This is a genomic window from Actinacidiphila epipremni (assembly GCF_012034175.1).
Lineage (GTDB): Bacteria > Actinomycetota > Actinomycetes > Streptomycetales > Streptomycetaceae > Actinacidiphila > Actinacidiphila epipremni.
Genome location: NZ_JAATEJ010000020.1, coordinates 35842 through 51291, shown reverse-complemented (window position 1 = coordinate 51291; position 15450 = coordinate 35842). Strand labels below are relative to the sequence as shown.

Sequence of the window (15450 nt, the reverse complement as noted above, 5' to 3'; positions counted from 1 at the left end):
CGCGATTGGCGCCGACTTGACGGAACTTGCCCATCCGGGCAGGCCGTCGCGCCGGCGCCGCGCGCTCCGGCCGGGCCGGTGCGGGCCCGCCCGCCGGGTTCAGCCCAGCCGGTGCGCGCCCTGCGCCGGGGCGGCCTCGAAGACCCGCACCTGGGGCAGCGCGGCCCGTACGGCCTGCGTGACGGCGCCGGCGCGCTCCTCGGGGACCAGGGCGACGACCGAGCCGCCGAAGCCGCCGCCGGTCATCCGGGCGCCGAGCGCGCCCGCGTCGAGCGCGGTGCCGGCGACCAGGTCGAGCTCGGCGCACGAGACCTGGAAGTCGTCGCGCAGCGAGGCGTGGCCGGCGGTCAGCAGCGGGCCGATGTCGCCGACCCGCCCGGCGTCCAGCAGCGCCACGACCTCCTCGACCCGGCGGTTCTCGGTGACGACGTGCCGGGTGAGCCGGCGCAGCCGCTCGTCCGGCAGCGCCTCCAGCGCCGCGTCCAGGCCGTCGAAGGGCACGTCCCGCAGCGCGGCCAGGCCCAGCTGCGCGGCTGCCGCCTCGCAGCCCGAGCGCAGCTTCGCGTACGCCCCGTCGGAGTGCGCGTGCTTGACGCGGGTGTCGGCGACGAGCAGCGTGAGGCCGGCCGCCGCGAGGTCCAGCGGCACCTGGCGGCGGGTCAGGCCCCGTACGTCCAGGTGCAGCGCGTGGCCGGCGGTGCAGCACGCCGAGGCGGTCTGGTCCATGACGCCGACCGGCGCGCCGACGTACACGTTCTCCGAGCGCTGGCACAGCAGCGCCAGCTCCTGCCGCGCGATGGCGGCGCCGTGCAGCTCGGCGAGCGCGAGGGCGGTGACGACCTGGAGCGCGGCCGAGGACGACAGGCCGCCGCCGACCGGGACGGTGCTGGTGTAGTGGATGTCGGCGCCGCCGACCGGGTGGCCGGCCTCGCGCAGCGTCCACAGCACCGCGGCGGGGTAGGTGGCCCAGCCGGCCGAGGTGCCCGGGGCGAGGTCGTCGACGCGCAGTTCGACGACGCCGCCGACGCCGTCGACACCGTCGTCCATGTCGGCCGAATGCACCCGCAGCAGCCCGTCGTCGCGGCGGGCGACCGCGGCGCGGGTGGTCTGCGCGAGGGCGAAGGGCAGCACGAAGCCGTCGTTGTAGTCGGTGTGCTCGCCGATCAGGTTCACCCGGCCCGGTGCCGCCCAGCAGCCTTCCGGGGAGCGCCCGAAGGCGTCCTTGAAGGCTATGCCGAGGCCGTCGAGATCGGTCATGCGTCCTCCCGCAGGTGTTGGGCGAAGGTCCAGGCGTCGCGGATGATCTCCGCGAGGTCGGTGCGCACCGGCTGCCAGCCCAGGCGTTCACGGGCGCGCTGCGCGGACGCGACGAGCACGGCGGGGTCGCCGGCCCGGCGCGGCTGGGGCGTCTCGGGGATGGGGTGCCCGGTGACCTGCCGGGCGGTGTCGACGACCTCGCGCACCGAGAAGCCGCTGCCGTTGCCGAGGTTGCACACCAGATGCTCGCCGACGGCGGCGTGGTCCAGGGCGAGCAGGTGGGCCTCGGCGAGGTCGGCGACGTGGATGTAGTCGCGGACGCATGTGCCGTCGGGCGTGGGGTAGTCGTCGCCGTAGACGGCGATGGCGTCGCGGCGGCCCTGGGCGACCTGGAGGACGAGCGGGATCAGATGGGACTCGGGGTCGTGCCGCTCGCCCTGGCCGCCGTAGGCGCCGGCGACGTTGAAGTAGCGCAGCGACACCGCGGCCAGGCCGTGGGCGGCGCACTCGGCGCCGATCATGTGGTCGACGGCGAGCTTGGTGGCGCCGTACGGGTTGGTGGGCGCGGTGACGGCGTCCTCGGTGATGGGGACGGCGGACGGCTCGCCGTAGGTGGCGGCGGTGGAGGAGAACACCAGGGTGCGCACGCCGGCCTCGCGCATGGCGTCCAGCAGGTCCATGGTGCCGCCGACGTTGTTGCGCCAGTACTTGCCCGGGTCCGCGACCGACTCGCCGACCTGCGAGGAGGCGGCGAAGTGCAGCACCGCGTCGTAGCTGCCGTCCAGGACCTTCGCGGACTCCTGGACGCGTCCCTCGACGAACTCGGCGCCCTCGGGGACCGATTCGCGGAAGCCGGTGGACAGGTCGTCCAGCACCGTCACCTGGTGCCCGGCCCGCAGCAGCCGGGCGGCGACGACCCCGCCGACGTATCCGGCGCCGCCGGTGACCAGCAGTTTCCTGGGGCTGTCGTTACTCGTGGGGCTCACGTGCTCGCTACCTCTCGCAGTCGCTGTGCGGCGGCCTCGGGCGGGACGTCGTTGATGAACGCGCCCATGCCCGACTCGGACCCCGCAAGATACTTCAGCTTGCCTGACGTGCGGCGAATCGTGAAAAGCTCCAGATGCAGCGCGAAGTCGCGCCGCTGCGGGGTGCCGAAGGGCGCCTGATGCCATCCGGAGATGTACGGGGTGGGCGGCTGGTCCGGGCCGAAGATCCGGTCGAAGCGGCGCAGCAGCTCCAGGTAGACGCTCGGGAACTCCGCGCGCGCGTCCTCCTCCAGGGCCGGCAGGTCGGGCACCCGGCGGCGCGGGAAGAGGTGGACCTCGTAGGGCCAGTGGGCGGCGTGCGGCACGAACGCGGTCCAGTGCTCGCCGTCCAGCACGACCCGGCGGCCGTCGGCGGCCTCGTCGGCGAGCACGTCGTCGAAGAGGTTGCGGCCGGTGCGCTCGCGGTGCTCGGCCAGGGTGCGCAGCATCAGCGAGGTGCGCGGGGTGACGAACGGGTAGCCGTAGATCTGGCCGTGCGGGTGGCCGAGGGTGACGCCTATCTCCTTGCCGCGGTTCTCGAACGGGAAGACCTGGACGACGCCGGGCAGTTGGGACAGCTCCCGGGTGCGGTCGGTCCAGGCGTCCAGCACCAGCCGGGCGCGGGATTCGGTGAGGTCGGCGAACGAGGCGTCGTGGTCGGAGGTGAAGCACACGACCTCGCAGCGCCCGTCGCCGCCGGTGAGGGAGGGGAAGCGGTTCTCGAAGACGACGACCTGGTAGTCGCTGTCGGGGATCTCGCTGAGCCGGCCCTCGCGGGACGGGCACAGCGGGCACTCGTCGGCGGGCGGGTGGTAGGTGCGGCCCTGCCGGTGCGAGGCGACGGCCACGGTGTCGCCGAGCAGGCGGTCGTGGCGCAGTTCGGAGTGGGTGGCGACGGGCTCCAGCGGACGGCGGTCGACGGCTTCGCGGACGGGAGTGCCGCCGCCCGCGCCGGCCTCCTCCTCGGAGTCGTAATAGATGAGTTCGCGGCCGTCCGCGAGCCGGGTCGTCGTCTTCTTCACCCTGGCAACCCCTCACACCACAATCACCCAACAGAACCGCACACAATGAATCATGACACAACAGTTCAGTCAATGCGCGGGCGTCGGCGAAGTTGACTCGTTGGGCCGCACAGGGCAGCGGTTCCCTTTCGGGCACAAACAAACAAAGCCGAACAGATAAGTGGGGGGCGGGACGCGCAGACGTGCGCACCCGCGGCCGTACGGGCTCGACGGCGGGCTGAGGGCGCCGGGCTCAGGGGGCCGGGTTCAGGACGGCGGGCTCAGGGCGGCGGGCTCAAGGGGGGGCTCAGGGGCGGGCGGGGGCCGCGGCGCGGTCCAGCAGGCCGGTACGGGCGGCCAGCGCCGCCGCCTCCAGGCGCGAGCCGACGCCCAGCTTCATCAGCACCCGCTGCACATGGGTGCGGGCGGTGCTCGGGGCTATCCGCATGCCCGCCGCGATCAGCCGGGTGTCCTCGCCCTCGGCGACCCGCACCAGCACCTCGACCTCCCGCGGGGTCAGCAGCTCCAGCAGCCGCGTGCCCTCGTCGTCGGGCTGCCGCGCGGGGTTGAGCAGTTCGGCGAAGGCGCCCTGGAGCAGCGGCTGCGCGATCGCGACCTCGCCGGCCCGCGCCTTGGCCATGGCCCGCTCCACGCCCTCGATGCGCTCGTCGTGCCGTACGTAGCCCGAGGCGCCGGCCGCGAAGGCCGCCGCGATGCCGCGCGGGTCCGGCACCGGGCCCAGCACCACCACCGCGACCGCCGGGCGCTCCCGGCGGATCCGCGCGACCGGGTCGAAGGCGCCGGGCGCGGAGGGCGCGGCGGTGCCGAACAGGCACACCTCGGGCGAGCGGCCCAGCACCAGCTCCGCCGCCCCGCCCGCCGGGGCCGACGCGGCCAGCACCCGGTGCCCGCGCAGCTTCAGCGCCGACGCCAGCGCCTCCGCGAGCAGCCGGTGGTCGTCGACCACCACGAGCCGTACGCCCATCCAGGACACCCCCATCCGCCGGCGGAGGCCCGATCCACCGCCGCCCCCCGTTGCGTTACGCATACCGCGCCCCGGCCGCTCCCAACCGCCCGGCCGGGCGGTATGAGCCCAGGCGGTGAAGTTACACGCTTGCCCCATGCCCGCGCGCCCCCAACCCGGCGGTAGGGCCCGGGAAATCCGGGCCGTCGCGTACGGGTCGGGGGCGCGCGGGTACGGCGGGGACGGCGGTCGGGGCCGTCGGTGCGGGGTCGGGGGCAGGTCAGTGGAAGTCGACGAGGTACATCTCGTCGTCGTTGCCCTCGTAGATGGTGTGGCTGGCCAGGTAGAAGTGGCCGTTGTGCCAGTACGGGTAGTTCTCCAGGTCGGCCAGGTCCATGTGGTCGCCCGAGCCCTCGGCGAAGGTCGCGTACGGCTTGATCGCGCCGGTCGCCGGGTCCACCGTGATGAGCTTGCCCTGCACCTCGTAGTCCGGCGGTTCGAGGGCGAGGACCTGCCCGTCGGGCATGAGGTCCAGGCTCACGACCGCCTGCTTGTCGGCGGGCTTGGCGACCCACTTCTGCTTGCCGTCCGCGGTGTTGAAGGCGACGATGCCGCTGAGCACCTGGCCCTTGCTGTCGCCCTGGCTGCGCAGCGTCAGGTAGACGGTGTCCTTGCTGACCAGCATGTCGTGCACGTCCTCGACGCCGTTGTCGCCGAGCTCGATGTCGTACTTGTCGGTGCCGAGCGAGATCCGGGACTGCATACGGCCGTTGTCGAGCACCACCACGTCGGTCGCCAGCGCCGTGCCGCTGTCGGTGTCGAGCAGGACGACGACCGGGTCGGTGGACACGACCGCCTTGACCTCGAAGCCCGAGGGCGCCGACCAGGACCACTTGGCCTTGCCGGAGTTGTCCGGGTCGACGACCTGGACCTTGTACGTCTTGTAGTCGCAGTTGACGACGACCACGAACTGCGCGCCGCCGGCGTAGCCGTCGTCCTCGCAGTTGCCGTTGCCGCCCTGCCACAGCACCTTCTGCGTCGACAGCCGGTAGGCGATGGAGCCGCTGAGCCAGTCGACGCCGACGGTGTCGCCGCTGATCGCCATCTGCGAGTAGTCGAAGTCCCCGCCGGCGGCGGCCGGCAGGTTCGCCGTCCACTTCATCGTGCCGGTGGTCAGGTCGAAGACCATGATCTGGTTGCAGGTGGCGCCGTACTGGATCGCCGCGAGGTTCTGGTACGTGTCCCGGGCCGCCGCGCAGTCGCCGCGCGAGGGGGCGGCCAGCGTCCACGCCGGGTTGCCGGTGGCCTCGTCGTAGGCGACGACCTTGCCGATCTGCTCCTTGACGACGTACTTGTCGGTGAACCAGATGCCGTAGGCGTTCTTGAGGTTGTCCTTCTCGGCGACCTTGTCGGCCGGCTTGCTCCAGGCGTACGTCAGCTCGGTGGCGTGCGGCGCCTTGGTCGGGCTGCCGCTGCTGGACTGCGCGGTCGGCTTGGGCCCGGGGTCGTCGCCGCCGCCCTTGGTGGCGAGGTAGACGCCGCCGGCGATCACCAGCAGCACCGCCACGGCGCCGGCGATGATGGCTATGAGCTTGCCCTGGGAGCGACCGGGGCCGCCGGGGCCGCCCTGGTAGGGCGGCTGCTGGTAGCCGTACGGGCCCTGCGGCGGCACCTGGCCGTAGGGCGGTTGGCCGTACGGCTGCTGGCCCTGCCCCTGGCCCGGGTACGGCGGGGGCGGCGGCTGCTGCGCCGGGAAGGCGCCCGGCGGCGGGGGCTGGGGCGACGGGAAGGCCGGCTGGGTCGGGGCCTGCGCGTAAGGATTCTGCGCCGCGGGGACGGGCTGCGCGTACGGGTTGTCGGCGACCGGCTGCCCGGGGGGCGCGGGCGGCGCCGGGTAGCCGTAACCGCCGCCGGCCGGCGGCGTCTGCGGGGCGGGGTAGCCGTAGCCCCCGCCGGGCGGCGGCGGGGGCGGGGTCTGCGGGGGTCCCGGCGGTGGCGGTACCGCTGCCTCGGACTTCCCGAACTCGGGCGGGTTGCCGGGCGGCGGGGGCGGCTGGGACATCGGCGGGACCTCTTCGTACACAAGTCGCGGTCGGGTGGCGGAAATTCTTTCTATCACCCGGCACTGTTGCCCCTGCCGCTCACCGGCTGTTCCGTTACCGCCCTGCTACACGTTCTCCGCGAGCCGCCGCCCGGCCGCCGGCGGCCGGCTACTGCTCGGCGTCGTCGGCGAGTTCGAGCCAGCGCATCTCCAGGTCCTCGCGCTCCTCGCGCAGCGCCCGCAGCTCGGCGTCGATCTCGGCGACCTTGGCGAAATCCGTGGCGTGCTCGGCGATCCGGGCGTGCAGCGCCTTCTCCTTCTCCGCGGCCTTGTCCAACTGCCGCTCGATGCGCTGGAGTTCCTTCTTCGCCGCCCGGGTGTCGGCGGCGGCCCTCTCCTTGGGCCGGGCCTGCGCGGGGGCGGCGGGGGCCGCGGCCTCCTCCATCGCGCGGCGCCGCTCCAGGTACTCGTCGACGCCGCGCGGCAGCATCCGCAGGGTCTGGTCGCCCAGCAGCGCGAAGACCCGGTCGGTGGTGCGCTCCAGGAAGTAGCGGTCGTGGCTGATCACCACCATCGAGCCGGGCCAGCCGTCGAGCAGGTCCTCCAGCTGGGTCAGCGTCTCGATGTCGAGGTCGTTGGTGGGCTCGTCCAGGAACAGCACGTTGGGCTCGTCCATCAGCAGCCGCAGCACCTGGAGGCGGCGCCGCTCACCGCCGGACAGGTCGCCGACCGGCGTCCACTGCTTCTCCTTGGTGAAGCCGAACTTCTCGCACAGCTGGCCCGCGGTCATCTCCCGGCCCTTGCCGAGGTCGACGCGCTGCCGCACCGACTCCACGGCCTGCAGCACCCGCCACGCGGGGTCAAGTTCGGCGACCTCCTGCGACAGGTAGGCGAGCTTCACCGTCTTGCCGACCACGACCCGGCCGGCCGCCGGCTGGACGTCGCCGCCGCTCGTCGCCGCGTCGGCGAGGGCGCGCAGCAGCGAGGTCTTGCCGGCGCCGTTCACCCCGACCAGGCCGACGCGGTCGCCGGGGCCGAGCTGCCAGGTGATGTGCCGCAGCAGCTGCTTGGGCCCGGCGGTGACCGTCACGTCCTCCAGGTCGAACACGGTCTTGCCCAGGCGGGAGTTGGCGAAGCGCATCAGCTCCGCGGTGTCGCGCGGCGGCGGCACGTCCTCGATCAGGGCGTTGGCCGCCTCGATCCGGAAGCGCGGCTTGGACGTACGGGCCGGGGCGCCCCGGCGCAGCCACGCCAGCTCCTTGCGGACCAGGTTCTGCCGCTTGACCTCCTCGGTCGCGGCGATGCGCTCGCGCTCGGCGCGGGCGAAGACGTAGTCGCTGTAGCCGCCCTCGTACTCGTGGACGGTGCCGCGCTGCACGTCCCACATCCGGCTGCACACCTGGTCCAGGAACCAGCGGTCGTGGGTCACGACGACCAGCGCGGACCTGCGGGCCTGGAGGTGGCCGGCGAGCCAGGCGATGCCCTCGACGTCGAGGTGGTTGGTGGGCTCGTCCAGCACGATGAGGTCCTGCTCGTCGATGAGCAGTTTCGCCAGGGCGATACGGCGGCGCTCCCCGCCGGACAGCGGGCCGATCACGGTGTCCAGGCCCGCCGGGAAGCCCGGCAGGTCCAGCCCGCCGAACAGCCCGGTCAGCACGTCCCTGATCCGGGCGTCGCCGGCCCACTCGTGGTCCGCCCGGTCCCCGACGACCTCGTGCCGCACGGTCGCGGCCGGGTCCAGGCTGTCGTGCTGCGTCAGCACGCCGAGCCGCAGCCCGCCCTGGTGCGTGACCCGCCCGGAGTCCGGCTCCTCCAGCCGGGCGAGCATCCGCACGAGGGTCGTCTTGCCGTCGCCGTTCCGCCCGACGACCCCGATCCGGTCTCCCTCGGACACCCCCAGCGACACGGAGTCCAACAACGTCCGCGTGCCATACGTCTTGCCGACGGCTTCGACGTTGACCAGGTTGACGGCCACGAATCTTTTCTCCCAGCGCAGTCCGGTACCCCCCTCTTTAGCCTAAGCGCCCGGCGACCTCCCCCCGCCCCGCACGGCGGCCCCCCCTCTACCGCACGGGCTGCCCCGTCCTGCCGCCCCCGGACCATCCGCCGGTGGTGGGTTTCTCGCGCAGTTCCCCGCGCCCCTGGGTTGTTGCCCCGCGGCGCAGAGGCGGCTCCCTGCCGGGTGGGGTGGCGGGTTTTGGCCCGGGTGGGTACGGCTGCGGAGGCCGTTGCATTTCAGGGGCGCGGGGAACTGCGCGATCAGCCACAGCGGCGGGAAGGCCGCGGTCGTCACAGGAAGGGGCACCCCGTAGCGCAGGGGCGCGGGGAACTGCGCGACAAGCCACGTACCGGCCGAAGGTCCGGGGGCGGCAGAAGGGGGCAGCCCGTGCGGTAAGGGGCGCGTGGGGGTACCCCCACGCGAAGCCGTGGGGGAGAACGGAGCGACAAGGCACCCACCGGGCGGGAGGTCCCGGGACGGCGGGGCGGGGCAGGGCCCGGGGTCAGAGGGGCGTGGCGCCCGGGGCCGGGGAGGAAGCCGGGTGCGCACGGGTCGGGAGGGCCGCCGCCAAGGCACTCGCGGCGGAAGCCGATGCGCAGAGGAACGCCACGGTCGGGCCCGAGCCCGAGACGATGCCGGCGAGGGCGCCGCCCGCCCGCCCCGCGGCGAGCGTCGCCGCAAGCCCGGGCCGCAGGCCCACCGCCGCGGCCTGGAGGTCGTTGGACAGCGCGGCGCCGAGCGCCACCGCATCCCCCGCGGCGAGCGCCGCGACAAGCGCCGGGTCCGCCACCGGCACCGGCAGGTCCGCCGCGAGGTCACTCCCCCCACCGGCCCGCCGCAGGCGATCGCACTCCCGGTACACCTCGGGCGTCGACAGCCCGCCCTCCGCGAGGGCGAAGACCCAGTGGAACTCCCCCCCGACCTCCAGCGGCGTCAGCCGCTCCCCCCGCCCGAGGCCCAGCGCCGCGCCCCCCACCAGGCTGAACGGCACATCGCTGCCCAGTTCCGCGCACAGCGCGAGCAGCTCCTCGCGGGGCGCCCCGATCCCCCACAGCGCGTCGCACGCCACGAGCGCGCCGGCCGCGTCGGCGGACCCGCCGGCCATGCCCCCGGCGACGGGGATCGCCTTGGCGATGTGCAGGTGCACGTCCGGCTCGATCCCGTACCGCTTGGCGAGCGCGACGGCCGCGCGGGCGGCCAGGTTCGTGCCGTCGAGCGGCACGCCCGCCACGTCCCGCCCCTCCGCGGTGAGCCGCAGCCCCTCCGCGGGCGCGGCGGTGACATGGTCGTACAACCCGACCGCGAGGAAGACGTTGGCCAGGTCGTGGAAGCCGTCGGGGCGCCGGCCGCCGACGGTGAGCTGGACGTTGACCTTGGCGGGCACGCGGACGGTGACGGCGGACACGGGCTTGCGGCTCCTCGGTACGGGCCCGGCGGCGGGCCCCATGGCGGACGACGGCACGCTACTACGGACCACGGGCTACGGCTTGTGCTCGGCGATGGCGGCGAACTCCTCGACGGTCAGCGCCTCGCCCCGCGCCTGCGGCGACACCCCCGCGGCGATCAGCGCGGCCTCCGCGGCGGCGGGCGAGCCGGCCCATCCGGCGAGCGCGGCCCGCAGCGTCTTGCGGCGCTGCGCGAAGGCCGCGTCGACCGCGGCGAAGACGTCCCGGCGGCTGGCGGTGGTGCGCGGCGGGTCGCGCCGCACGAGCGAGACCAGCCCGGAGTCGACGTTGGGCGCAGGCCAGAAGACGTTGCGCCCGATCGCGCCGGCCCGCCTGACCTCGGCGTACCAATTGGCCTTGACCGACGGCACGCCGTAGACCTTGCTGCCGGGCCGGGCCGCGAGCCGGTCGGCGACCTCGGCCTGCACCATGACCAGGGTGCGCTCGATGGTGGGGAAGGTCGCGAGCATGTGCAGCAGGACGGGCACGGCGACGTTGTAGGGCAGGTTGGCCACCAGCGCGGTCGGCGGCGGCCCGGGCAGTTCGGTGACGGCCATGGCGTCGCTGTGGACGAGGTCGAAGCGGCCGGTGCGCTCCGGCAGCCGGGCGGCGACCGTCGCGGGCAGCGCGGCGGCCAGGACGTCGTCGATCTCGATCGCCGTGACGTGCGCGGCGGCCTCCAGCAGCGCGAGCGTGAGCGATCCGAGGCCGGGGCCGACCTCGACGACGGTGTCGGCGGGCCCGACGCCCGCGGTCCTGACGATGCGCCGCACGGTGTTCGCGTCGATGACGAAGTTCTGGCCCCGCTGCTTGGTGGGCCTGACGCCCAGTGCCGCGGCCAGTTCCCGCACGTCCGCGGGCCCCAGCAGCGCGCCGTCCTCACTCGTCACCCGACCTAGGCTAATGCCCCGCGGGGCCCTGCCCTGCCGGGCGCGGGGGCGGCGGCCGGGCTCAGTGGCGCAGCCGGGAGCCGCAGACCGGCCAGGGGGCGGTGCCGCGGGCGGCGTAGAGGCGCTGGGCGCGGCGGGTCTGCTCGGCGGCGCCGGCGTCCTGCGGGCGTCCGCTGCCGCCGACGCTGTGCCAGGTCCTGACGTCGAACTGGTAGAGCCCGCCGTAGCGCCCCGAGGGGTCCACGGCGTCCGGCCGGCCGCCGGACTCGCACGCGGCGAGCGCGGCCCAGTCCAGCCCGCCGCCCGCCGCGGGCGCCGCGGCCGGGGCTTTGCGGGGCCGGCGGGTCACCGCGGGCCCGGTGCCGACCCGTACCACCTCCGCGACCGGCTCCCGGGTCACCCGGCTGCCCGCCGGGCTGGTCCGGCCCGGCTCCCCGTCGACGGTGCGGACGGCGTAGTACCTCTCGCGCACCCCGGCCCGCCCGGCGGTCGCCACGACGCTGGTGCCGCGCGGCAGGTGCGCGTCCCGGCGGCGTACGACGCGGTACGGCACGGACTCCCGGCGTACCGCGGTGGTCGTGCGCACCCGGCGCACGGTGACGGTCGAGCCGTCGGCCGGGAAGGCGTCGGGCGCGGGCGTGAAGGTGTCCTCGGCGGCGATCAGCACCCCGGCCTCGACCGCCGCGGCCCGCGCGGTGACCGCGTGGGTACGCACCAGGTGCGCCCGCCCGTCGGCCACGACGGTGACCCGGCGCAGCGTCCGCACGTCCAGGGCCAGCCCCCGGCGGCCGATGGCCGCGCCCCGGGAGGCGTCCAGCAGCGCGCCGTCCGCCCGTACGCCGAGCTGGCGCAGGGCGGCGGCGACGGTGGTCGCGGTGGTCCACACCCGGCGCGGGCGGCCGTCGAGGGTCAGCGACAGCGGGCGCCCGTACCGTACGGCCACGGTGTCGCCGTCGTGCAGCGGCCGGTCGGGGTCGGGCGCGACGAGGTCGTGCGGCCCCACGGCCAGGTGCTGCGCGTGCAGCACGCCCGCGACGTCCTCGGCGGACGTGCGTACGGTCCTGGTCCTGCCGTCCACGCTGAGCCGCACCGTCTTGTCGCCGACGGCGCCGGCGCCCGTGCCGCCGGCGACCATCGCCACGACGAGAGCCTGCGGTACGAGCCTGCGGGCGCCTCCGGCGAGGTGAATCGTCACGAGGTCGGACCTTAAAGCCTAAAAGCCGCACATCACGGCATTTGGCCCCTTATCGCCTCACGTGTTGTAGCCGAACGCCCGTGCGGTGTTGGCGGCGACGGCCGCCGCGAGCAGGTCCTCCTCCTCGCCCCGGGCCGCGGCCATCGCCCGCAGCGTGAGCGGGATCAGGTAGGGCGCGTTGGGCTGCCCGCGGTACGGCACCGGCGGCAGGAACGGCGCGTCGGTCTCCACCAGCAGCAGCTCCCGGGGGGCGACGGCGACGGCGTCCCGCAGGTTCTGCGCGGACTTGTACGTGACCGTCCCGGCGAAGGACATGTAGTAGCCGCGGTCGGCGCACACCCGGGCCATCTCCGCGTCGCCGGAGTAGCAGTGGAAGACCACCCGCTCGGGCGCGCCCTCCTCCCGCAGGATGCGCAGCACGTCGGCGTGCGCGTCCCGGTCGTGGATGACCAGCGCCTTGCCGTGCCGCTTGGCGATGTCGATGTGCCGGCGGAAGGCGTACTGCTGGTCGGCGACGCCCTCGGCCCCGGTGCGGAAGTAGTCGAGGCCGGTCTCGCCGACCCCGAGCACCTGCGGCAGCGCGGCGAGCGCCGCGATGGCCTCCAGCTCGGCGTCCAGCCCCTGCCGCCCGCCCCGCCCCGCGACCCGCGGCGCCTCGTTCGGGTGCAGCGCCACGGTGGCCCAGATCCGCTCCCACCCCGCGGCCGTCTCCGCCGCCCACCGCGACCCGGCCAGGTCGCACCCGACCTGCACGAGCGTGTCCACCCCGACCGCCGCCGCCTGCGCCACCGCCCCGGCGACGTCCCCGCCCTGCATGTCCAGATGCGTATGGCTGTCCGCCACCGCCACCCGCAACCCCTCCGGCGCCGGCGGCAACGTCCCTCTCCTGCCCGTGTCTCCCATGGTCCTGATCCTAGAGAGCGCCCCGGGGCTCACCCCGCGGAGTGCTTCGCCGCCACCACCGCGTCGAAGACGACCCTCTTGGCGAGCCCGGACTCCGAGGCCACCGAGGAGATCGCCTCCTTGCGCCGCTCGCCGGCCGCCTCGCGCTCGGCCACGCGGCGGGCGAGCTCGGCCGGGTCGGCCTGGGCGGGACCCGGGGCCGGCGCGCCCTCGACGACCACCGTGATCTCGCCGCGGACGCCCTCCTGCGCCGCCCAGCGGGCGAGCTCGGCCAGCGGGCCGCGGCGGACCTCCTCGTAGGTCTTGGTGAGCTCGCGGCACACCGCGGCCCGCCGCTCGGGCCCGAACACCTCGGCCATCGCCGCGAGCGTGTCGTCGATGCGGTGCGTGGCCTCGAAGTACACCAGCGTGCGGCGGTCCGCCGCGACCTCCCGCAGCCGCGCCCTGCGCTCGCCGGCCTTGCGCGGCAGGAACCCCTCGAAGCAGAAGCGGTCCACCGGCAGCCCCGACACCGCGAGCGCGGTGAGCACCGCCGAGGGACCGGGCACCGCGGTCACGGTGATGCCGCGCTCGACGGCCGCGGCGACCAGCCGGTAGCCCGGGTCGGACACCGACGGCATGCCGGCGTCCGTGACGAGCACCACCCGCGCCCCGCCGGCGAGCGCCTCGACCAGCTCGAACGTGCGCCCGGCCTCGTTGCCCTCGAAGTACGACACGACGCGGCCGGTGAGCTCGACGCCGAGCGCCCCGGTCAGCCGGCGCAGCCGCCGGGTGTCCTCGGCGGCGACGATGTCCGCGCGGGCGAGTTCGGCCCCGAGGCGGGGCGGGGCGTCGGCGGGGTCGCCGATGGGGGTTGCGGCCAGGACGAGGACGCCTGCGGCTTGCGTGGTCACCGTCCAAGCTTCCCATCCGGACAAACAGGGGCGGCGGGCGCCGACCTCATCACATTTTCAGAGGCGTTCCCTACGATGGGCCGGTGATGAGTGAGACCGCGACGCAGGACCGGGCCGCCGAGGATGTTCCGGCCGAGCCGCAGCCGAGCCCGTGGGCGCAGCGGCTGCGCAGGTTCGGCTATGCGGAACGGCCGCGTACGGACACCCGCGAGCGCCTGGTGCCGGCCTTCCCGGAGCCGGGCACGAAGCTGTGGCAGATGCTGGGCCTGGGGCCGGAGCTGTCCCGGCTGCTGGCCAGGGCGAGCGGCTGGCTCGGCCCGGTCATGGTCGCGGTGCTCGCCGGCGGCCTGCGGTTCTGGCACCTGGGCACCCCGCGCGAGGTCGTCTTCGACGAGACGTACTACGCCAAGGACGCCTACTCGCTGCTGAAACTGGGCTACGAGGGCACCTGGCCGGACGCCAAGATCGCCAACTCCGACATCCTCGCCCACCCGCAGACGATCCCGCTGTCCCACGACCCGGGCTATGTGGTGCACCCGCCGGCCGGCAAGTGGGTCATCGCGGCCGGCGAGTGGATGTTCGGCATGAACCCCTTCGGCTGGCGGTTCATGATGGCGGTGCTGGGCACCTTGTCGGTGCTGATGCTGTGCCGCATCGGCCGCCGGCTGTTCCGCTCGACCGCGCTGGGCTGCCTGGCCGGGCTGCTGATGGCGGTGGACGGCCTGCAGTTCGTGATGAGCCGCATCGCGCTGCTGGACCTGGTCATCATGTTCTTCGCGCTGGCCGCGTTCGGCTGCCTGCTGGTGGACCGCGACTGGTCGCGCGCCCGGCTGGCCCGGGCGCTGCCGGTGGACGAGGAGGGCTGGGCGGGCCCGGACCGCACCGTCGGCGACCGGCAGGGCATGGGCTGGCGCCCGTGGCGGATCGCCGCCGCGGTGTGCCTGGGGCTCGCCGCGGCGAGCAAGTGGAACGGCCTGTACTTCCTGGCCTTCTTCGTCGTCCTCACGCTCGCCTGGGACCTCGGCTCGCGCCGGGTGGCCGGCGCCCGCCGCCCGTGGCTGGCGGTGCTGCGCAAGGACGCCGGCTGGTCGCTGCTGACGATGATCCCGGTCACCGTGCTGACGTACCTGGCGACCTGGACCGGCTGGTTCCTGTCGGACAACGCCTACAACCGGCACTGGGCCGACCACCGCGGCGGCACCTGGTCGTGGATCCCGGCGCCGCTGCGCAGCCTGTGGCATTACGAGTACGAGGTCTACCAGTTCAACGTGACCTTGCACACACCGCACCCGTACCAGTCCAACCCGTGGAGCTGGCTGGTGCTGGGGCGGCCGGTGTCGTACTACTTCGAGTCGCCCAAGCTCGGCCAGGACGGCTGCCACAGCAGCGGCGGCTGCTCCAAGGAGATCCTGGCGCTCGGCACCCCGCTGCTGTGGTGGTCGGCGTGCTTCGCGCTGCTCTACCTGCTCTACCGCTGGGTGCTGCGCCGCGACTGGCGCGCCGGTGCGATCCTGTGCGCGGTCGGCGCGGGCCTGCTGCCGTGGCTGCACTACCAGGACCGTACGATCTTCTACTTCTACGCCGTCTCGTTCGTGCCGTACCTGTGCCTGGCGGTGGCGATGATGGTGGGCGCCTTCCTCGGCCCGCCCGGCGCGACCGAGAGCCGCCGGATGTGGGGCGCGGTCGGCGCGGGCACGCTGGTGCTGCTCATCATCTGGAACTTCATCTACTTCTTCCCGATCTACACAGGTATGACCATCCCTTACACAGGTTGGCAGGCCAGAATGTGGTTCGACTCCTGGGTCTGACACGCACACCGGTACTCTCACTCGTCCCG

12 protein-coding genes are annotated in these 15450 nt (G+C 74.4%); 1 reads left to right on the top strand and 11 read right to left on the bottom strand.

Going from position 1 to position 15450, the window contains the following annotated elements; all coding sequences use genetic code 11:
• Nucleotides 1–99 precede the first annotated feature (99 nt).
• From galK to rsmI, 11 genes are all read right to left on the bottom strand, one after another.
• On the bottom strand, nt 100–1257 hold the full coding sequence (gene galK / locus HCN08_RS22850) for a galactokinase (RefSeq protein WP_167985075.1): 1158 nt from the start codon (nt 1255–1257) through the stop codon (nt 100–102).
• Nucleotides 1254–2243, bottom strand: a complete 990-nt coding sequence (gene galE, locus HCN08_RS22845) for a UDP-glucose 4-epimerase GalE (protein WP_167985074.1) — start codon at nt 2241–2243, stop codon at nt 1254–1256. Before galE ends, galK begins: the two co-directional genes overlap by 4 nt.
• Nucleotides 2240–3304: a galactose-1-phosphate uridylyltransferase gene (gene galT / locus HCN08_RS22840; protein ID WP_167985073.1), complete on the bottom strand. Its 1065-nt coding sequence runs from the start codon at nt 3302–3304 to the stop codon at nt 2240–2242. The genes galE and galT overlap by 4 nt, the downstream gene beginning before the upstream one ends.
• A gap of 286 nt (nt 3305–3590) precedes the next feature.
• Nucleotides 3591–4268, bottom strand: a complete 678-nt coding sequence (locus HCN08_RS22835) for a helix-turn-helix transcriptional regulator (RefSeq protein ID WP_167985072.1) — start codon at nt 4266–4268, stop codon at nt 3591–3593.
• 259 nt (nt 4269–4527) lie between these two features.
• The gene (locus HCN08_RS22830) at nt 4528–6309 is read right to left on the bottom strand and encodes a PQQ-binding-like beta-propeller repeat protein (protein WP_167985071.1); all 1782 of its coding nucleotides are present in this window, start codon (nt 6307–6309) and stop codon (nt 4528–4530) included.
• A 148-nt stretch (nt 6310–6457) separates the two neighbouring features.
• Entirely contained in the window at nt 6458–8263 is a 1806-nt protein-coding gene (locus HCN08_RS22825; protein WP_167985070.1) for an ABC-F family ATP-binding cassette domain-containing protein, read from the bottom strand.
• 526 nt (nt 8264–8789) lie between these two features.
• Nucleotides 8790–9734 carry a 4-(cytidine 5'-diphospho)-2-C-methyl-D-erythritol kinase gene (locus HCN08_RS22820; RefSeq protein ID WP_167985171.1) on the bottom strand — a complete coding sequence of 315 codons (945 nt, stop codon included), beginning with the start codon at nt 9732–9734 and terminating at the stop codon, nt 8790–8792.
• 33 nt (nt 9735–9767) lie between these two features.
• Complete coding sequence (gene rsmA / locus HCN08_RS22815; protein WP_167985069.1) at nt 9768–10622, bottom strand: 16S rRNA (adenine(1518)-N(6)/adenine(1519)-N(6))-dimethyltransferase RsmA; 855 nt, start codon at nt 10620–10622, stop codon at nt 9768–9770.
• A 61-nt stretch (nt 10623–10683) separates the two neighbouring features.
• Nucleotides 10684–11817, bottom strand: coding sequence for a ubiquitin-like domain-containing protein (locus HCN08_RS22810; RefSeq protein ID WP_322974622.1), 1134 nt, complete (start codon nt 11815–11817; stop codon nt 10684–10686).
• A gap of 57 nt (nt 11818–11874) precedes the next feature.
• The gene (locus HCN08_RS22805) at nt 11875–12720 is read right to left on the bottom strand and encodes a TatD family hydrolase (RefSeq protein WP_167985068.1); all 846 of its coding nucleotides are present in this window, start codon (nt 12718–12720) and stop codon (nt 11875–11877) included.
• Between the two features lie 29 nt (nt 12721–12749).
• Entirely contained in the window at nt 12750–13613 is an 864-nt protein-coding gene (gene rsmI / locus HCN08_RS22800) for a 16S rRNA (cytidine(1402)-2'-O)-methyltransferase (RefSeq protein ID WP_167985067.1), read from the bottom strand.
• An 86-nt stretch (nt 13614–13699) separates the two neighbouring features.
• Here rsmI and HCN08_RS22795 point away from each other — a divergent pair, with 86 nt between their 5' ends.
• Nucleotides 13700–15421 carry a dolichyl-phosphate-mannose--protein mannosyltransferase gene (locus HCN08_RS22795; RefSeq protein ID WP_167985169.1) on the top strand — a complete coding sequence of 574 codons (1722 nt, stop codon included), beginning with the start codon at nt 13700–13702 and terminating at the stop codon, nt 15419–15421.
• Nucleotides 15422–15450 lie beyond the last annotated feature (29 nt).